Below are 20,133 nucleotides of genomic sequence, written 5' to 3'. Positions count from 1 at the left end.
TTTTATTCTACCTAATCAGAGGTTTTCATAATTTTTTCCCTCATGCCTTACTATTATAGCATTATATCTATTTATGTCTGTGCTATTTTCTTTACAAGTTTATTTCAAAATTAAACGAGAATGTAACGAAATGTCTCAAAAAAAGAAACTTTCAAAAAAAATTGAAAGTTTCTATCTTTTTTCGAGCTATTTCATCATTATTTCCTTTAATTAACCCACTTTATATCGATTTTTCTCGTTTTTTTGGGATTTGATTGTGATTAATGTAATATTTTTAATGCTGAATGTCGATATAAAAATGCAATTCATTGAATTAAATTTGTCTATTTTTTGACACTTAGTGATTTTACTTACGAACTTGTAACAATTTGGCTTTTTAAATAAGCATCAATAAACGGATCTAAGTCACCATCCATAACACCTTGAACATTTCCTGTTTCATAATTTGTCCGATGATCTTTAACCATCGAATAAGGATGGAAAACATAGGAACGAATTTGTGAGCCCCAGCCGATCTCTTTTTGCTCGCCACGAATCTCAGCCATTTCGCGTTCTTTTTCTTCAAGCTCTAATTGATAAAGTTTTGCTTTCAGCATCCCCATTGCTTGATCTTTATTTTTCATTTGCGAACGTTGTGCTTGACTAGCTACAACAACACCAGTTGGAATATGTGTAATCCGAACTGCCGAATCCGTTTTATTGATATGTTGACCACCCGCACCACTTGCACGATACGTATCAATTCTTAAATCATCTGAGTTAATTTGAATATCAACGTTATCTTCCATTTCTGGGATAACATCGATGGAAACAAATGACGTATGTCGACGACCAGCTGAATCAAATGGTGATATTCTTACTAGACGATGAACGCCCTTTTCAGCTTTCAAATAACCATAGGCATTATGTCCCTTAATTAATAGGGTCACACTTTTAATTCCCGCTTCATCACCATCTTGGTAATCTAAATATTCCACTTTGAAGCCTTTTCTTTCTGCCCAACGAATATACATACGTAACAGCATGCTGCCCCAGTCTTGCGACTCTGTGCCGCCGGCTCCGGGATGCAACTCAATAATGGCATTATTTTTGTCATATGGCTCACTTAGTAACATATCTAGTTCATATTGATCTAACTCATTTAAAAATTCTTTTAAGTTTTCTTCTAATTCAAGCTCTAATTCTGGATCTGGCTCTTCTTTCACCATTTCTAAAAGAACATCTAAATCTTCTTTAGTTGTTGCTAATTTTTGAAATTGGTTATATTTCTCTTTAATTACATTGGCTTCATTAATAATACCTTGGGCTCTTGTACCATCATCCCAAAATCCTGGTTCGCCCATTCGTTCATCATATTCAGCAATATCTCGTTCCATCGCCTCTAAGTCAAAGAGACCTCCTGAAGCCAGCGATTCTTTCTTCTGCTTCTATTAAATTATTTCTAATTTCACTTAATTCCATTTGATGACACTCCTCTAAATTTATGTTTTATTCATAACTTATTAAACATGACTAGATAATTTTACCAAAAAACACGATTCAGAATCAACCAAATCGTGTTTTTTGAGACTCTATTATAAATCTTTTCCGTGACAATTTTTGTATTTTTTACCACTGCCACATGGACATGGATCATTTCTACCAATTTTGTCATCAACTTTAATTGGTTTTGTTTTAGCGGCTTCCACCACATCTCCATCACCAGCTGAACGAGCAGGAGAACCTTTAACAACCTGTTCTCTTTGTAGATTTTGTCTGATTTCTGATTTCATTAATAGACGTGTTACATCATATTCAATAGCGGCAATCATTTCTTCAAACAATTTAAATCCTTCAGCTTGATATTCTACTAATGGATTTGTTTGTGCATACGCACGTAAGCCAATACCTTGACGTAATTGATCCATTGTATCAATATGATCTGTCCACTTGCTATCAACAACACGCAAGATAACAACTTTTTCAAATTCAAGCATTTGTTCATTAAAACTTTCTTCCTTAGTAGCATAAATACTTTCAGCGCGACCTAATAAGAATGCTTCAATCTCTTCAGGTGTTTTATTTTCTAAATCATTAATCGTTAAGCTGTCTTCATGAACAATAGCAGAAGTTGCAAAATCATGAATACCTTGTAAGTTCCACTCTTCTTTTGGTCCTTGAGTATTCACACTTACCATGCGGTTAATTGTACGTTGAACCATAGCCATTGTAATTTTTTTTAATGATTCTGTTGCCATAATCACTTCTAAACGTTGACCGTACATGATTTCACGTTGTTCACGCATAACATCATCATATTCAAGAACGTTCTTACGTGTATCATAGTTATTTCCTTCAACACGTTTTTGAGCTGACTCCACTTGACGAGAAATCATTTTACTTTGAATAACAGCATCTTCTTCTTGAACTTTTAGACGTTCTAAGACTGCTTGGATTCTTTCAGAACCAAAACGTTTCATCAATTCATCTTCTAATGAAAGGTAGAATTGAGTTACACCAGGATCTCCTTGACGACCAGCACGACCACGTAATTGATTATCAATACGACGTGATTCATGACGTTCTGTACCAATAACGCATAAACCGCCTACTTCAAGTACGCCAGCACCTAATTTAATATCGGTACCACGACCAGCCATATTGGTTGCAATTGTAACAGCTCCCTTTTGACCAGCACTCATAATAATCTCAGCTTCTTTAAAGTGATTTTTTGCATTTAGTACTTCATGGTGAATCTTCGCTTTTGTTAATAGTTGTGAAAGTAATTCAGATGTTTCAACAGCTACAGTACCAACTAGAATCGGTTGTCCATTTGCATTACGTGTTTTAATATCTTCTACAACAGCATTAAACTTGCTTGTTAGAGTTGGATACAATAAATCTGGACGATCATCACGAATAATTGGTTTATTTGTTGGAATTTCCACAACTTGAATATTGTAGATTTCACGGAATTCTTCTTGTTCTGTTTTAGCTGTACCAGTCATTCCAGATAATTTTTTATACATACGGAAAAAGTTTTGGAATGTAACATTCGCCATTGTTTTAGATTCGTTCTCAATCTCAACGCCTTCTTTAGCTTCAATTGCTTGATGTAAACCATCAGAGTAACGACGGCCATCCATAATACGACCAGTAAATTGGTCAACAATTAAAACTTCGCCTTCTTGTACAACATAATCAATATCACGTAGCATAATATAATTAGCACGTAGAGCTTGGTCAATATGGTGAATTAATGCAGTATTATCAATATCGTATAAATTCTCAACTTTGAAAGTTTTCTCAGCTTTAAGCATTCCTTCTTCTGTCAAAGCAATTGTTTTAGACTGAACATCAATTGTGTAATCATCTTCTGCTTTCAAGCTTTTTACAAAGAAATCAGCACGTGTATAAAGAACTGTTGATTTTTCTGCCTGCCCTGAAATGATTAATGGCGTTCTCGCTTCATCGATTAAAATAGAATCGACTTCATCGACAATCGCATAGTTTAATGGACGTTGTACCATTTGTTCACGGTAAACTACCATGTTGTCTCTTAAATAATCAAAACCTAATTCATTATTTGTGCTGTAAGTAATATCAGCGTTATAAGCATCACGTTTTTCTTCTGAACTTTTTGAATTTAAATTCAATCCTACAGTTAACCCAAGGAATGAATATAATTCGCCCATTTCAGTTGCATCACGACTTGCTAAATATTCATTGACGGTAACAACGTGAACGCCTTCACCAGCTAATGCATTTAAATAAACAGGCATTGTTGCTGTTAAAGTTTTCCCTTCACCAGTTTTCATTTCAGGGATATTTCCTTTGTGCAATGTAAGTCCACCCATTAATTGTACTCGGTATGGGTACAAACCTAACACACGTTTTGCTGCTTCACGAACAACTGCAAAGGCTTCTGGTAAAAGATCGTCCAGGGTTTCGCCTGATTGATAACGTTTCTTTAGTTCAGGGGTTTTTGCTTGAAGCTCCTCATCAGATAATGCTGCCATTCGATCACTATATGCATCAATTTTGTCAGCTACCTTTTCAAGGCTTTTAATTTCTTTTTTATCATTCTCTATTAACTGTTTTAAAAAATTAGCCATCAGTCTTTCTCCTCTTTTTCAATTATTTCTTTATCTTTTAAAATCTGTACAATTTCAGATGTTTAAATTAGCGTTTATTAGACAGATTGCTGCCATCCTTATAATTTTATCATTAGTTATACACAAATGAAACCTTTTTTTATTGAAAACTATTCTTATAATTGATAAATCTTTTTTTTTAGACAAATTTTCTAATCAGTATTCTGTTTATATCCTATCATATATGTAGTTTCTTTGTCGTTTTTAAACTCATTTTGAATACTTCTATCTTTTAATTTATTTTATTACTAAATATTAAGTAAAAAAAAAAGCAGGCTGAATCTGCAATTTTTCAACTTATCCAGCCCACTGTTTATTTAATTCTTTATATTATTTAGTTTGTTTCAATCAAACCATACTTTCCATCTTTACGACGATAAACAATACTAATTCCATTTGTTTCAGCATCTTCAAAGATAAAGAAATTATGTCCTAGCATATCCATTTGTAAAGCAGCTTCTTCACTATCCATTGGTTTCAATGAAACACGTTTTGTTCTTACAATGTCTAATTCGCCTGTTGCTGTATCCAATTCAACTTGGTTTGGTACAACAAAATCAAAACCTTTTTCACGAGATTTGCGATTAATTTTAGTTTTGTATTTACGCATTTGTCTTTCTAGTTTATCTACAACTAAATCAACACTTGCATATAAATCAGGTGAGGTTTCTTCTGCACGTAAGACTAAATAAGGAAGCGGAACTGTTACTTCCACTTTAGCTGTTTTATCAGAATAAACTTTTAAGTTAACATGCGCTGTTGCATCTGGTACATCACTAAAGTATCTTTCCAATTTTCCAACTTTTTTCTCAACGTAATCACGGATTGCCTCTGTTACCTCAATATTTTCGCCACGGACATTATATTTAAACATAAACGTTCTCCCCTTCCATCCATCTAACCCAAGTTAGAATGTTGACACATCATGAGGACCACTCAAATGATGATGTCCCTAATTCAATTATAAGCGATAGCGCTTTAATTAACAAATAAAATCAGCTTTTATTTTATTATATTTTTCTAGCGAGCAATAGACAAGCTCTTTTCTAAGGTTAATCCTAACTCTAAAATCAGCTTTTTTGCGTGCAATATTGTTCGTCCCGTCGTATAGACATCATCTACCAGTACAACTGACTTATCTGCATACTTGGCTAAATCAAAAGAATGACTATCTTTCAGAATAAAAGGCTGTTCCATACGCAATCGTTCTTGGCGATTTTTAGTGGACTGCTTTTTCTCTAAATTCTGATTTTCTAATAAAGAGTGATAAGGTATTCCTGCAAAGTCTAATAGAGCCTCGACTTGATTAAATCCTCTAAGTTGGTAACTCTCAAAACTAATTGGAATTGGAACAATTAGTAAGTTTTTTAGTTGCTTGCCAGTAAATTGCTTTTTTATTTCTATGGAGAAAACGTTTGCTAATCGATAATCCCCTTTAAATTTGAATTGCTCCATCCACTCTTTCATCCAATCATTGTACTCATATAACGCTGAGTGTGCTAGTGGTATATCTGGATTTGATTGGTGCCAACGCTGACAATCTGTACACCACGTCTCTAGCCAGACTCTACCACAGCCTGTACAGCAAGCTGACTTATCTAAAGAAATAAATTTCAATCGACACTCTGTACAAAGACATTCCTGTTGAACTTTACTTAATGAGAACAACGAACTAAAATTAATTTCTTCAACTAAATATTTACTACATAATAAACAAGTTCGTTTCAATGTGTTAATAGTCCTCGTTTCCGTGCTAGTATATTCATCTGCATAATTTGTTTGGTTGCCAGTTTCATGCTTCGACTTTTCCCATGATGCAAAAACAAAACCTCTCCTTTTGGAAAATCCCGATGTCGACCAGCCCTCCCAGCTATTTGTACTAAAGCGGAAGTTGTAAACAATCGATTTTCTGCTGCATAGACTAAAACATCAATATCAATAAATGTAACACCTCTCTCTAAAATAGTAGTTGTTAATAATAAATCTACTTTTTGATGGCGCATAGCTAAAACTTTTTCTTTTCGTTTAGGATCTTCTGACGATACACTAACTATTTTTTTCTCTGTAAAATAACTAGTTAGCTCTTTTTCAAATACTAGCATCTCTTTAATAGTCGGCATAAACAATAAGATGCGCCTTTCTTTTTGAAATAAAATTTGAATGTGACGAATTAATTTTCTTTTTGATTGCTTACTTGTAGGACTTATTCCAAACCAAATAGATTGTGGCTGAGGAAGAGGATATCCATGATAGCGCGCTGGCAAAATGCTAGCTAATAGCTGATGCTGTTTAATTGCTAGTTGCATTTTTTTTGATGGCGTTGCTGATAAATAAATTAAACTACTCTTTTTTTTTCGTGCTTTTTTCGCAGCCAAGGCTAAAGTTGAATCTACTGTATAGGGAAATGCATCAATTTCATCAATAATTAGTAAATCAAAAGCTTCTTTAAATCGTAGTAGCTGATGTGTTGTCGCAATGACTAGTTGAGTGTATCGGTAAACTTCTTCATTATCTCCATAGAGCAAAGTAGAGGATACTTTAGGAAAAGCAGCTTGTAACCGTGGGGCCAACTCTAAACAAACATCTACTCTTGGAGAGGCAACACAAACCCGCCCACCTGTCCTTAAAACTGACTCAATTCCAGCAAATATCATCTCTGTTTTCCCTGCACCAGCAACTGCCCAGATTAACCGTATTTCTTTTTGTCTAATTGTGTCAATAATTTCTCTAGACGCCATTGCTTGTTGGGTCGATAACGTCCCTTGCCACTTTAAAATCGGTTCCTCTAATGGACTAAAGTTATTTTCTTCTGGTAAAAAATATAATTGGCTACATTTACGAATTCTTCCCATATTTAAACAATTCAAACAATAAAAACAAGTATCTCCACATAAACAAGGTGCTTTAACTCGTAACTCCCTTTTAAAAGCTCCACAACGATTGCAATAAGTTTTTGTTCCTTCTTTAAAAAAAGCTTTTCTTATTTGAATTTTACTATCATAATCATGGTGACACTCAAATGCAAACTCAGTTTTTAATAATTCACGACCTAATAGTTGGTTTTTCTGCATATATTTACACCTCACTCAGTATATTTTCCCTCTCAGCTAAAATATACGCAAAAAAAGCCGATAAATTTTTTATCGACAAATAAGTGCATTTTATTTAATTAATTTATAGTGGGTGTGATTTGATACGATCTTCAATCCAAGCTAAGCCTAATGAACCTTCGCCAAGATGTGTTCCAATAACTGGGCCAAAGTAACTTAGTTCAAATCGAGTATTCGGCATTTTCTTTTCCATTTGTTTTTTCCATTTTAAAGCTTCTTCTTCAGCATTGGCATGGATAATCGTCGCTACGATTGGGTAGCCTTTTTTAACATCTTCTTCTAATAATCCTTCGATACGCTTCAACGCTTTTTTAGAAGAACGAATTTTTTCAAATACAACAATTTCTTTGTCTTCAAAATGAAGAATGGGTTTAATTTTTAACATAGATCCTACTATGGCCGCACCATTAGAAAGTCTTCCACCACGAACTAAGTGATTTAAATCATCTACCATAAAATAGGCTCGTAAAGTTGATTGCATTTCATCGAAGTCAGCTAGAATTTCTTCTGGTGATGCTCCATGTTTTGCTAATCTTGCAGCTTCAAGTGCAAAATAACCTTGCGCGGAACAACTGATCCCAGAATCATAAGGATAGACCTCAATACCGTCTACCATAGAAGCGGCTGCCGCAACGTTTTGATAAGTTCCACTAATTTTACTTGATAAATGAACACTAATAACGGCATCATAATCTTTAGCCAAACGTTCTAATAGAGTCACAATCTCACCTGTTGCTGGTTGAGAACTTGTAGGTAAAGCTTTCATGCCTCTGACTTTTTCATAAAACTCGTTCGCAGTAATATCGATTTCTTCACGAAATACCTCTTCGCCAATAATTACAGAAAGGGGCAACATAAAAATTGAATTCTTTTGATATTGTTCTTGAGTTAAATAGGCAGTACTATCGGTTATAACTGCAATTTTCAACTTTTCACCTCATTACATTTAACTTTCTCAGTTTTATTTCTTCTTGCTATCTTACTTAAATCTCATCTATTACAAAGAATAATTATAGCATATTTTCTAATCTTCGTCCCTATTATTTATTTTAGTAAAGATTAAGAATTAGTAAAAAAAGAAACCTCGGCTATTGTATTGGAATTTTTATCTAATCAAGAATATTTTCACGTTTAGATTTTATTTTATGCTTAATTTCCTTTATACTATTAAATAGGAATAAACAACTGAAAGAAAGGGATCAATTGAATGACTATGCTGGATCATTACTTAACGATTGCAAAAGATGGCAATTATGAAATTGAAATTAAAAAATCTCGTTTTATTTGCCATTTAAAGCGAATTACCACTGAGACTGAGGCACAAGAATTTATTCAAACTATCAAAAAAGAACATTGGAAAGCGAATCATAACTGTGCTGCCTATGTAATAGGTGATCAAAATCAAATTCAACGTGCTCTTGATGATGGAGAGCCAAGCGGAACTGCCGGTGTTCCAATGTTAGAAGTATTAAAAAAACAAAATTTAAGAGATGTAGTCGCTGTAGTTACTCGTTACTTTGGTGGAACAAAATTAGGCGCTGGTGGTTTGATTCGCGCTTATGGTAAGAGTGTTAGCCAAACATTACATGAAATCGGAATTGTAGAACGATCGTTACAGCAAGAAATCCATCTTGAGGTCGCTTATACAGCTTCTGGAAGGTTAGAAAATTTTCTGGAAACGTCTGCCTATACAATTAAAGATATCCTTTACACGGAGAATGTTTCATTTGTTTGTTATGCATTAGAAAAGCAAACAGAGTTTTTTCAATTAGAAGTGACTAATCTATTAAATGGACAAGTTACTTTTAAACTCGGAAATAAAAGCTATCAAGAAAAACTAATTCAATTGGAATCTTAAGAAATCATTATATTTTATAATATAACTATTAGACTAAGGGAATCTATGATAAAATATTTAAGAATATTCAGCTTATTCTATTTTCAAGAAGGAGAATGACTGTGAAAAAAAACAAACAGCCGATTAAGCAAGGTGTTTCAAAGAAAAATAAAAATTATAACAAATTGATTTTAACCATTTTAGTTCCTATTTTAGTTCTAGTTCTAGCAGGTGTTACTTATGGAGCTAAGCTTTATGCAGAAGCTAAAAAAACGGTTGATAACTCTTATTATGAACTAGACAGAGATAAAATATCTGGTTCCAAGGCTGATGGTGTTAAGGTAAATCCAATTGAAGACACTATCTCAATCTTAGTAATGGGAATTGATGACGACTCCGCTCGCCAACTAGGTAGTGCTAGAACAGATGCCTTAATTTATTTAACCATAAATCCTAAAGAACATAAAATAAATATGGTCAGTATCCCTCGCGATAGCTATGTGGATATTATCTCTAAAGAATACAATGGCAAAGATAAAATTAATGCTGCATACGCATTTGGTGAGGAACAAGCAACGATTGAAACCGTTGAAAAATTCTTAAATGTACCAATTAATTATTATGTAACATTTAACTTTGATTCCTTCTTAGAAATTGTCGATGCACTTGGTGGAATTGATGTTGATGTTCCAGTCAGTTTTACTGACACCAATACTCTAGGAAATGGTGAAGTGACACTTGAAAAAGGGAAACAATTGTTAAATGGAGAACAAGCACTAGCCTTAGCTAGAACCCGTCATATTGATAATGATATTAAACGTGGTGAACGACAACAACTGATTCTTCAAGCTATTGTAAACAAAGCCATGAATGTAGGATCTATTACTAAATATTCTGACGTTATCAATGCCACTGGTAAAAATATGCGAACTAATTTGAAATTTAACGAAATGCTATCTATTGCTCAAACAGGATTAGATGGAAAATATACGTTTAATTCTTATGTATTTGATTGGACTGATTTTGAAATTACTCAATCTGGAACTCAAGTAAGCATGGTAGAAGTATATCAAGATAGTGTTGATTTTATTAGTCATCGTTTCCGAGTATCTCTTGGATTAGATAGCCCTGATGACAGTGATGCAGCAGATTATCAATTTGTTACAAATGGATACAGTAAATATAAATCATTAGATACAAGCAACTATAATCAATAAAAATAAAAATCGTCTGAAATCATTTCATGATTTCAGACGATTTTTTATTTATACTTGTAATACTTAGTAAGTAATCCTTTTATTTTCCATTGTTTTCCTCTTGATTGTTTTTCTTTGCAAACTTTTTAAAACGAGACAACAATGGTTGATGATTTTCACCAACTAATCCAATCAACTCAACAAAAAGCTCTAATCCAAATAGTAAACCAATTGTTAATACAACTGAACCCCATAACGTTGAAACTTTATACAACAACGCTGTAAAAGAAAAAATAATCGCTAAACTATAGATAGCTAGAACTGTTTGACGATGTGTCAATCCCAATGCCATTAAGCGATGGTGTAAATGCATTTTATCTGCACTAGAAATTGGTTGATTATTTAATTTCCGACGCAACATTGCATAGATTGTATCTGTAATAGGTACTCCTAAGATAACTACTGGAATAATAACCGAAATAAAGGTTACATTTTTTAACCCTTGTAAAGACATTACTGAGATCATAAAGCCTAAAAATAAAGCACCTGTATCTCCTAAGAAAATTTTAGCCGGATAAAAGTTATAAGGTAAAAAACCAACTAAAGCCGCAACAAGTGCAAAAATCATAATTGGAATGGTTATATTACCAACCGTTAAAAAGAAATAACCAATAACGCCCATTGTTGATAATGCAATAATAGATACTCCCGTAGCTAGACCGTCTAAACCATCAATTAAATTTACCGCATTCGTAATTGCTAGAATCCAAATTAACGTTACTGGTAAACTAAGCACGCCTAAATTAAAGGTCCCTAGGAACGGAATTGTAAGCATATCCATTCGAATACCTGCCACAAAATAAATAATCAAAGCGGCAATAATAATTCCAACTAATTTCATTTTTGGGCTAAGCTCTTTAATATCATCAATAATCCCTGTAATAATAATCACAGTCGCTCCTAAAAACAAAGGTAACGTTTGTTGGAAAGGAATTGGTAAGAAAAAGAACATGGCAATAAAAAAGGCTAAATAAATAGCTAATCCACCAATTGTTGGCATTTCTTTTTTATTTACGCGTCTTGCATCAGGCTTATCTGTTGCTCCAATTTTAAAGGCTAATTTTCTAACCAATGGAGTCAAAATTAAAGATAAAATCATCGTTCCAACTAACATCACGACAATATGAAACATATTATACATAAAAGAACCTACTTTCATTGAACACTTTTCTACTATTTATCTATTATACAAATTAAAATCTTAGAATACAATTGCAATTTACTAAAAAATCCACTACACTTAGAGAATAATTAAAATTTAGGAGAAACTTAATGAGATCTGATAAAACAAATATCAAACAGAAAAATAAGAAAAAACCTGAAAAAATAAGAAATAAAAAGCAAAACATACCAACATCTAGCAGGAAAGTACTTAGTACTAAAAGAAAATCTTCAAAACTAAAACACATTCTAATCGGAATTGCATTAGTTTGTCTTCTTGGATTAATATCCTATGCGGCATACTTTGCAATTTCTGCTAATAAAGCTGTTGAAAGTATTCAAGGTGATAGTATTGAATCAACTAGTGCACACCCTAGACCTAAACCTGTTGCTTTAGAGAAAAAAGAACCTTTTTCGGTATTACTGTTAGGTGTAGATGAACGTCCAGAAGATTCTGGTCGTAGTGATTCTATTTTAGTAGCAACTGTAAATCCTGAAAAAAATAGTGTTAAATTAATTTCAATTCCTCGTGATACTTTAGTAAATATACCTGAGCATGGCAATGATAAAATAAATGCAGCCTTTGCATACGGTGGAGTTAATCTTGCTGTTCAGACTGTTGAAAACTTCTTAAACATTCCAATTAATTATTATGCAAAAATAAATATGCAAGGTATGATTGGATTGGTTGATGCAGTTGGTGGAATTAATGTTGATAACAAATATGCATTTGATTTAGATGGCGTTCAACTTGAAGTTGGAAATTATGATCTTAGTGGTCGGGAAGCCTTACAATATGCTAGAATGCGTTATCAAGATCCTGCTGGTGATTTTGGTAGACAATTACGTCAAAAAGAAGTGATTAATAAAATCGTTCAAAAATCTCTCAGTATTAATAGTTTAGCTAATTTCAATGACATTTTTAGTGCTGTTGGTGATAATGTTCAAACTAGTTTTACAGGAAGTGAACTCTGGGAATTAGCTAAAAATTATGCAAGTACTGCAAAAAATATAGAAAATTTAACGTTAGAAGGACCTGATGGTTATAAATATTACATTCCTTCTTATGGGCAAGATGTCTATATTTGGCAACCTAGTCCAGACTCTCTTCAAGATATTTCCAACCAATTAAGAGAACATCTTGGACTAACAGCTGAAACTATTACAACAATTGAAATTGTTATACCATCAAGTAGCTCTTCAATTGAACAACAATCTACTTATAGTAAAGAGTATTATCAAGAACCAGAATCATCTTATGAACCCTATGTAGCACCTAAACAAGAACCTACCTGGAGTGCTCCAGCCAACGCAGATACTAGTGAACCAGATTCAACTATTACAGATCCAATAGTACCATCAGAACCACCTTCAATTTCAGATTCTACAACTAAAGTTCCCGAAACTGATACATCCACTGTAGAATCTGCCCCTATAACAAACTAAAAGAAGGAAAGATTAACTCAATGAATCAATTGAGTTAGTCTTTCCTTCTTTTTAATTATTTTTCTCTAAATAAAATTCAAAACGATTGCCAACGTATTGAGTTCGCACATATTCAAATGGTTGACCATCTGCAAAGTAACTAATTTGCTTTAATCGCAAAATCGCTTCACTACGTTTAATGTCTAAGTATTCAGAAATTCGTTCTGAAGCCAACATAGCTGACACCGTTTGTTCTGCTCGTCCAATCACAAAGCCTTTTTCTTGCTCCAAAGACTTATAAAGAGAGCGAGTAACAGCTGATTTACTTAAACCATCAATAAAAATGTAGGGAATTGTTGCAACTTCAAAACAAATAGGGATACCATCAGCATAACGAATTCGTTCCATTCTTAAAACCATTTGATTTTCGTCTAATTGAAGCTTTTCTGCTTCACTTGTACTCGCTGGCTTCACATGATACGAAATCGTTTTACTTGTTGGTTTACGATCTTGTGAAAGCATAATATCAGTAAAACTTTCAATACCCAGCATTTTTTCTTGTACCTTTTTACTAGCGACAAAGGTTCCTGAGCCAATTTTCCGCTCAAGAATCCCTTCGTCTACCAATGTTTGCACAGCCTGACGCAAAGTCATTCGGCTAACTGAGAATTGAGTGGCTAATTCACGTTCAGAAGGAATTCGATCTCCTACTGTCCATTTTCCTTTTTCAATTTCATCCCGAATTTGATTATGGATTTGAATATAAACAGGTGTGTTTGCTCCCATTTTCTGATCCACCTCTATTTTTTTAACAGTTTAGCAGCAGCTTCATCAATGATTAAGACAACATTATCATGTTTTTGTAAGATACTTGAAGGAACTTCTTCTGTAATCTCACCTTCAACAGTTGCTTTGATTGCTTCTGCTTTATTTTCACCATAAGCCATTAAAATAATTTCTTTAGCACCCATAATTGATTGAATTCCCATTGAATATGCAAAGCGTGGTACATCTTCCGCTTTATCAAAGAAACGTTTATTTGCTTCGATTGTTGCTTCTGTTAAGGCTACTTTATGAGTGGTTGAATCAAATGGCGTACCAGGTTCGTTAAAGCCAATATGCGCATTGCCACCAATTCCAAGAATTTGGATATCAACAGGGTGTGTTGCAATAATCTCATCGTAGTGAGGGCATTCAACTTCTGCATCAGCTAAGCCGTTTGGTACAAATGTTTCTTTAAAAGGTTTTTTATTAAATAATTGTTCATTCATGAAATAACGGTAGCTTTGAGTATCATCGCCACTTAAGCCCACATATTCATCTAAGTTAACTGAGGTCATATCTGAAAAATCTAAGTCACTCTTCACCATTTCTTGATACAAGGTAACAGGTGTGCTTCCTGTTGCTAAACCTAATACTTTAGCGCCTTTTTCCATACCTGATTGAATAAATTCAAAAGCTTTTTGTCCGCCTTCTACTGAATCTTTTACGATAATAATTTTCATTTATTTTTCCACCTTTTTCTTAAATTTACACTTATCTTTTAATAATTGATCCAAAACTAATTGTTTCTTGAAGTTCTAATTCATGATCAAAGACAACCATATCCGCATCTTTTCCAACTGAAATAGCTCCTTTTTGAGCTAAACCAAATTCTCTTGCTTGATTGACAGAAGTCATTTTCACGACATCTTCAATTCCACAACCTGTGAAAGCCATCATATTACGGAAAGCATCTTGATATTCTAAAACACTTCCTGCTAAATTTCCAGTTTCTAGACGAGCTTGTTTATCTTTAACAATAACTTTTTGTCCACCTAATTCACTTTCGCCTTCTGGCATTCCCTTAGCGCGCATTGAATCTGTAATTAATTCGATCCGTTCTGGGCCTTTCACCATATAAGCCAATCTCACCATATCTGGGTGAATGTGATAACCATCAACAATCATTTCAGTGTAAATATTTTCTTCTAAAAAGGCATGTCCTGTCACACCTGGTTCACGATGATGCAAACCACGTTGTGCGTTATATAAATGTGTAATGTGTGAAGCTTTTGAATCCATTAATTGAGCACGTGTTGCGTTACTATGACCAATTGAAGGGACAATATTATGTTCAACACAGTATTCTTCAAAAGCACTTGCATCACTATTCTCTGGTGCATAGGTCACCAAGCGAATTAAATCACCACTGGCTTCATTCCATTCGTTAAACAATTCAACATTTGGAACTTCAATATATTCTTCTGGTTGTGCTCCTTTAAGAGCTTTATTAATAAATGGTCCTTCTAAATGAATCCCTTGAATAACTGGATTTTTTTTAGCAGCTTCTTTAATAGCTTTCATTGCATTTAAAATATTTTCATGAGACTGTGTCATGGTTGTTGCAAAGTAAGAAGTAATTCCTTCTTTTTGCATATCTTTAACCATTGCATCAATTTCGTCAGCATTGCCATCCATTGCATCCCAACCGTAACCACCATGGCTGTGAACATCAATAAATCCAGGAACAATAATTTTACCAGTTGCATCAATAATTTCGTCATTTGGCTCGTCTTTAAAATCTTTCATTTCACCAACTGCCAAAATTTCTTGATTAAATCGTACAAATCCGTTCTCAATCTTTCCTTCGCCTGTATAAATTGTTGCATGTTTTAACACTTTTGTACTCATTTTCTTCACCTCGTATTTGGTATAGTCCAATTATAACTGGTATAGACCAAAAAATCAACTATTTTGCAACAGGTACATTGATATTTTTTATAAATTAGCTGCTCTTATACTACTGATTGCTAATCGTAATAACTTCTATTTCTTGCAGCCTTACTTTTCTTACCAATCAAAGCTCTACAAGTGTTCTAAATAATTCTTTTGATGCAGTATCCTTAATCACTACATATATCGTATCAGTTGGTTCTATGCCACTAGTATCTAATATTAATTGAAAGCCTGAATATTTTAAATGATCATTACTTTCTATATTAAATGTTTTTTTGATATCCCAAGTTGGGATTTTTTTTGTTATTTTAGTCTTTCCATTCGAGTCTAAAATCACTACTTCTTTCGTATGAGGATTATTAAAATCGAATTTATCTGTATATATCCATCCATCGTATGCTAACTGATCTTTTTTGATTTCGTATTTAGAAATAATATTTACAGCATAGTCAAGTTTCTTTATGTTCAATGCCATTCCATTATTTACCTTAACAAAATTCAGTGCCGATCCGGCTAAATTCATAGGTGGGATACTTTCTATTTTTTCAAAATATGAACTAGTGTATGATCTCAAAGTAAGAAGACTATCTTTGATTGGTTCACTAATCGAACTACCATCGCTATAAGATGTTTTCACATACAGCAGGTGTTGTCCCTCTGACAAGCCATTGGCTATTTCTCTATTTAAAATAAATTGGTATCCATTATAATCATTAAAATTATACCAATTAGTAGTACTACCCGTGATAATAGTCTCTTCTTTTCCTTCACTATCCTTTATTATGAGTTCTTTAGAAATATTATTTTTATTTCCAACAATTTTGTCTGTAATTCCAGAAATCCCCTCGATAACTAACCCATAATCTTTCCAGTAAGCTTTTTTTAGATACGTATAGGGAATATCTACATGTTTGACATTCACTACTAAATCAAGGCTTTCACTTTTCCCAAAAAATGATGTTCCTGTTATCTTAACATTATATTTTCCCGGAGTACTAGACATGCTTTCCTTATAATCTGAAGTTTTATTCACTCCCTTAGCAGAAGTTACCCCAAACAAGATCATCAAATCATCTGATGATAGCTTTGAATACTGATCAATAGTAGCCTCTGTCTTTTCTGATTTTAAATTAATTGGTTCATCTTTTGAAATTTCAAGTTTATCATCACTTATGAAATAAACTTGGGTAGTACTTTTTTCTTCTTCTTGTAAGTTATTATCTATATAGTTTCTGATAAAATCTCCACCCGATATACACATCATTCTAATATAATCACCATTTTCATAGCTCGTTCCAGTAATTGATTTTGAAAATTCAAATGGCTTTTCATTAGCTTTAGCGCTAGTTTCCAATTTTAACTTATGATTTTGATCGTATAATTCAAACTTCCAATACTCTTTATCACCACTTGACAGCACCGTATCTCTAGCAGGATTAGAATAGGCAATTATTTTTTTAGTTTTCTTGTCCAATCTTATTATAGCGCGTTCGTCCGTCTTAAGGTAAGCTCTTAGAGATAATGAGTTACCATACATAACAGCTAATTTCAAATTATATTCTTTTGTGTTTCCAATCGAATTTGTTGCACTAACTTTAAAATCTTTTTCTCCAGAAGTAGAAATATTTGGTGGATTTTCCACCTTAACTTCCACCTCATTAGCATTAACTGGATCTTCAATTTTCTTAATGAACTTATTAATAGCAAATGTTTCACCAACATACGTATTCAGATCTTCCCATTCAATAGACGGCATCAGCTCTTCTTGTGTAAGATGTGCAAATGTATTCTCTGAAAATCTAAACCATTCATTTGTTTGTGAATCTTTTTCAAGAAGATCACTTTGATTATTCACGTAGGAAGCAAGTTTTCTAGCTTGATTCATCCGAACATTTATATACTCTCCGTCAGAAACAGTTGTACCCGTTAGCTCAGAAACAAATCTATCTGGTGTCTCTGCATTATTTGCAGACACCGTTTTTATTTTTTTGAAATCTTTATCATAGATTGTAACAACTGCATAGGTTGCATTCCCTGTCTCAAACTGTGAACTATCACCTGGGTTACTATAGGCTTTCAATTGATTATTTTCTACTCTTAAAATAACTCTTTTTTTCTCTTGATATCCTATAAATTCTAACGCATTTCCATATGCAACAGTTAATTTACCTGTGTATTTATTTTCATACAACAGCTTGTTTTTCAGTGTGATTCCAAGGTTATACTCACCAGGAAAGCGCAAATTCGGCTCCTCATTATCAAATGAAACCATTACCTGATCCTTTCCAAAGACATCCGAAATAGTATCAAAAAAATCGATAGAATTGGCTTTTTCACCAACTAATACAGACTTCTCTTTTAATGTTCCTGTAGGAATTAATTCCTGACTTTTTAGATTCACAAATCGATTATCTTCAATTTTAAATACTTCTTGTTTTTTAGCTTCATCTTGTTTTAAATCCAATTGACTATCAACGTATGACTTTTGCCTATTATTAGTTACACATTTTAAAATAAAAATGTCTCCATTTTCATAACTCAACTGCGTTACTTTTCTTTGTAAATCTTCTGAATTATCTTCCTTATTAATAGTAATAAAATTTTTAACAATTAAATTTTTATCCAGCAGTGTAATTGTTGCGTATTCCCCTGTTCCACTTTCAATTGCCGTATTTCTATTTGTATCGATAAAAGGTTTAATGAATTGTTCTTCTTTTTGTATTGTCAAAATTAGACGTTCTTCACTACCCATGTAACCTATTAAAGAAATAGCATCTCCATAGTGATAGTTTATAGGTAAATCTGTTTTATTTTCGACTCCATTATCATTTTGCATCACAATCGTAACTTTTGAGGAACTTTCGATACTAGGGTTATAGTCTATTTTACTTATTTTTGCTTTTATACTACTATCACCATAATTTTCTGATGTAAATAACTTAGAGTCAATGGTTTTACCTAAATAGTAATCAACAGGTTTCATCTCATCATTTGGAATGTAAGGCACACTATATCGAGGCAAATCTGTTTCTACAATTTTTTGTTCTAATGTTGGATCAATAATAATATTATTCCATATTTCTTTTTCTAGTTTTGGATATTTTGATAACTCAGAACGTGTCTCATCATCCATTTTAATTCCCCATTTTTCAAAAAATGGAATTAAATTTCTATTTGAAATTTTTGATGTGGATAGAACATATTGCTTGATAAGTGCCTCTGGTTCGTAATTAGGCGAATCAACCATCCTTAAATCCTGATACAATAATGGGAAAAAATTATCACCAAATGCCAATTTTAATTGCCAAAAGAACCCCATTAAAATTACTTTACTTTCCCATGAATCTTCAAATTTAGTGAAATCTTTTTGTGCATACGGTTTGTCTAAATAAAGTTTCATATTTGCAACGGCATCTACTCTATCATTCTTTGACCATTCTGTAATTTTATCTCCAACTTTTTCAGTCGCATTGAATCTATATAGCTCATTAGTAATCTCTGAGAACATACTGTATCCTGAAGTAAACTGCAACTGCGGTGACTGATAAATATGACCTGTTTCATGAAAAAAAGTTTCCAGCATTTTATTCATATCACCTTCTAACAATTCCTTAGAAGTACTCTTCAGTTCAATACGCCCATTGATTGCGAAAGGATTCCCAGTGGCTATATCAGAACATATATATAATAATTTATCGCTATGAGATTGTGCTCTTCCGTATCCCAATCCTTTGTCTGCTAAACCCAACATATCATCATAAGAAGAAATAACTTTGTCCCAATACATTGCTCTTGTATTCATATCTTGATTTTTAACTGAATCTACATAGTTCATACTAGCTATTATGTCTATACTTTCTGTCGTAATTGCAAAAACAGGAGCATCTGACTGTTCTAACATTGTTTGCCATTCTTTTTGTGTAGTTTTTCCATAAATATAATAGGGTATCGTATTTCCTCCATTAATTTCTACATTTACGGATTGAAAGCCTTCCGATAAATTTTCTATAAATAAAACACCATCAATGGCACTCTCTATTCTATTTTCACCAGGTTTAAGTTCCGTTTTTTCCAAGGATTTATCTTCACCATTATTCAATTCATTAAACCTAGAATAGATACCGATATACGCATTTACTCCAGTAGTATTTTCACTTAAGGTTATCTCAATTTGTTCTCCTTTTTTTATCAAAATCCCCGTTAATTGAAGGCTATTTTTAGTCATAGCCCTGCGTTCACTATCTTTATTTTTACCTGGATTTCCTAGATTTTTAACTTCCATCTTTTTGCTGACTTTTGCCAAATTATCAGTAGTAGTTAACGAAGCATTCTTTTTTTCCACAACTTCCGCTTTACTCTCAACCTCTTGGGCATGTACACTTACTTTAGTCACTACAACACCTATAAGTAATATCGTACTCAACATCAGCAATACTCTTTTCTTTTTCATTTACATTCAGTCCTTTTTAGTAGTATTAATTATCAAAGTGTGA

14 protein-coding genes are annotated in these 20,133 nt (G+C 33.1%); 3 read left to right on the top strand and 11 right to left on the bottom strand.

Going from position 1 to position 20,133, the window contains the following annotated elements:
• Positions 1-350: 350 nt before the first annotated feature.
• The 6 genes from prfB to BR43_RS14950 all read right to left on the bottom strand — a co-directional run bounded on the left by prfB (position 351) and on the right by BR43_RS14950 (position 8,171).
• Positions 351-1,461 (bottom strand): peptide chain release factor 2 gene (prfB, locus tag BR43_RS14975; protein ID WP_211252932.1). Its coding sequence is split into 2 segments (ribosomal slippage): positions 351-1,388 and positions 1,390-1,461, totalling 1,110 coding nucleotides; the frame shifts between segments, so codons are not numbered across the junction.
• A gap of 113 nt (positions 1,462-1,574) precedes the next feature.
• Entirely contained in the window at positions 1,575-4,094 is a 2,520-nt protein-coding gene (gene secA / locus BR43_RS14970; protein WP_034563364.1) for a preprotein translocase subunit SecA, read from the bottom strand.
• 373 nt (positions 4,095-4,467) lie between these two features.
• Positions 4,468-5,007: a ribosome hibernation-promoting factor, HPF/YfiA family gene (gene hpf / locus BR43_RS14965; protein WP_034563361.1), complete on the bottom strand. Its 540-nt coding sequence runs from the start codon at positions 5,005-5,007 to the stop codon at positions 4,468-4,470.
• Between the two features lie 146 nt (positions 5,008-5,153).
• Positions 5,154-5,861, bottom strand: a complete 708-nt coding sequence (locus BR43_RS14960; RefSeq protein WP_034563359.1) for a ComF family protein — start codon at positions 5,859-5,861, stop codon at positions 5,154-5,156.
• Positions 5,858-7,204, bottom strand: coding sequence for an ATP-dependent helicase ComFA (locus tag BR43_RS14955; RefSeq protein ID WP_034563357.1), 1,347 nt, complete (start codon positions 7,202-7,204; stop codon positions 5,858-5,860). Before BR43_RS14955 ends, BR43_RS14960 begins: the two co-directional genes overlap by 4 nt.
• A 103-nt stretch (positions 7,205-7,307) precedes the next feature.
• Complete coding sequence (locus BR43_RS14950; protein ID WP_034563355.1) at positions 7,308-8,171, bottom strand: DegV family protein; 864 nt, start codon at positions 8,169-8,171, stop codon at positions 7,308-7,310.
• 285 nt (positions 8,172-8,456) lie between these two features.
• On the opposite strand from BR43_RS14950, the gene BR43_RS14945 reads away from it, so the two are divergent.
• Complete coding sequence (locus BR43_RS14945; protein ID WP_157464135.1) at positions 8,457-9,101, top strand: YigZ family protein; 645 nt, start codon at positions 8,457-8,459, stop codon at positions 9,099-9,101.
• 101 nt (positions 9,102-9,202) lie between these two features.
• Positions 9,203-10,297 (top strand): LCP family protein, encoded by a 1,095-nt coding sequence (locus BR43_RS14940; RefSeq protein ID WP_034563351.1) that lies wholly within the window; start codon positions 9,203-9,205, stop codon positions 10,295-10,297.
• 79 nt (positions 10,298-10,376) lie between these two features.
• On the opposite strand, the gene BR43_RS14935 is transcribed toward BR43_RS14940, so the two are convergent.
• A complete protein-coding gene (locus BR43_RS14935) occupies positions 10,377-11,468 on the bottom strand; it encodes a glycosyltransferase family 4 protein (protein WP_034565258.1) in 1,092 nt (363 codons plus the stop codon).
• Between the two features lie 140 nt (positions 11,469-11,608).
• Between BR43_RS14935 and BR43_RS14930 the strand changes: the two genes are divergently transcribed.
• On the top strand, positions 11,609-12,943 hold the full coding sequence (locus tag BR43_RS14930; RefSeq protein WP_051933987.1) for an LCP family glycopolymer transferase: 1,335 nt from the start codon (positions 11,609-11,611) through the stop codon (positions 12,941-12,943).
• A gap of 51 nt (positions 12,944-12,994) precedes the next feature.
• On the opposite strand, the gene BR43_RS14925 is transcribed toward BR43_RS14930, so the two are convergent.
• The 4 genes from BR43_RS14925 to BR43_RS14910 all read right to left on the bottom strand — a co-directional run bounded on the left by BR43_RS14925 (position 12,995) and on the right by BR43_RS14910 (position 20,090).
• Positions 12,995-13,708 carry a GntR family transcriptional regulator gene (locus BR43_RS14925; protein ID WP_034563349.1) on the bottom strand — a complete coding sequence of 238 codons (714 nt, stop codon included), beginning with the start codon at positions 13,706-13,708 and terminating at the stop codon, positions 12,995-12,997.
• A gap of 14 nt (positions 13,709-13,722) precedes the next feature.
• Positions 13,723-14,427: a glucosamine-6-phosphate deaminase gene (locus BR43_RS14920; RefSeq protein ID WP_034563347.1), complete on the bottom strand. Its 705-nt coding sequence runs from the start codon at positions 14,425-14,427 to the stop codon at positions 13,723-13,725.
• Between the two features lie 31 nt (positions 14,428-14,458).
• On the bottom strand, positions 14,459-15,595 hold the full coding sequence (nagA, locus tag BR43_RS14915) for an N-acetylglucosamine-6-phosphate deacetylase (RefSeq protein WP_034563345.1): 1,137 nt from the start codon (positions 15,593-15,595) through the stop codon (positions 14,459-14,461).
• Between the two features lie 166 nt (positions 15,596-15,761).
• Positions 15,762-20,090, bottom strand: coding sequence for a M60 family metallopeptidase (locus BR43_RS14910; RefSeq protein ID WP_084679951.1), 4,329 nt, complete (start codon positions 20,088-20,090; stop codon positions 15,762-15,764).
• Positions 20,091-20,133: the final 43 nt, after the last annotated feature.

The organism is Carnobacterium gallinarum DSM 4847 (assembly GCF_000744375.1).
GTDB classification, from domain to species: Bacteria; Bacillota; Bacilli; order Lactobacillales; family Carnobacteriaceae; genus Carnobacterium; species Carnobacterium gallinarum.
This window is presented reverse-complemented; position numbering and strand designations above follow the sequence as displayed.

Excerpts from the sequence above, each read along its gene's own strand:
- secA (WP_034563364.1), bottom strand. The coding sequence starts at position 4,094 with ATGGCTAATTTTTTAAAACAGTTAATAGAGAATGATAAAAAAGAAATT.
- hpf (WP_034563361.1), bottom strand. The coding sequence starts at position 5,007 with ATGTTTAAATATAATGTCCGTGGCGAAAATATTGAGGTAACAGAGGCA.
- BR43_RS14955 (WP_034563357.1), bottom strand. The coding sequence starts at position 7,204 with ATGCAGAAAAACCAACTATTAGGTCGTGAATTATTAAAAACTGAGTTT.
- BR43_RS14945 (WP_157464135.1), top strand. The coding sequence starts at position 8,457 with ATGCTGGATCATTACTTAACGATTGCAAAAGATGGCAATTATGAAATT.
- BR43_RS14935 (WP_034565258.1), bottom strand. The coding sequence starts at position 11,468 with ATGTTTCATATTGTCGTGATGTTAGTTGGAACGATGATTTTATCTTTA.
- BR43_RS14930 (WP_051933987.1), top strand. The coding sequence starts at position 11,609 with ATGAGATCTGATAAAACAAATATCAAACAGAAAAATAAGAAAAAACCT.
- BR43_RS14925 (WP_034563349.1), bottom strand. The coding sequence starts at position 13,708 with ATGGGAGCAAACACACCTGTTTATATTCAAATCCATAATCAAATTCGG.
- BR43_RS14920 (WP_034563347.1), bottom strand. The coding sequence starts at position 14,427 with ATGAAAATTATTATCGTAAAAGATTCAGTAGAAGGCGGACAAAAAGCT.
- nagA (WP_034563345.1), bottom strand. The coding sequence starts at position 15,595 with ATGAGTACAAAAGTGTTAAAACATGCAACAATTTATACAGGCGAAGGA.
- BR43_RS14910 (WP_084679951.1), bottom strand. The coding sequence starts at position 20,090 with ATGAAAAAGAAAAGAGTATTGCTGATGTTGAGTACGATATTACTTATA.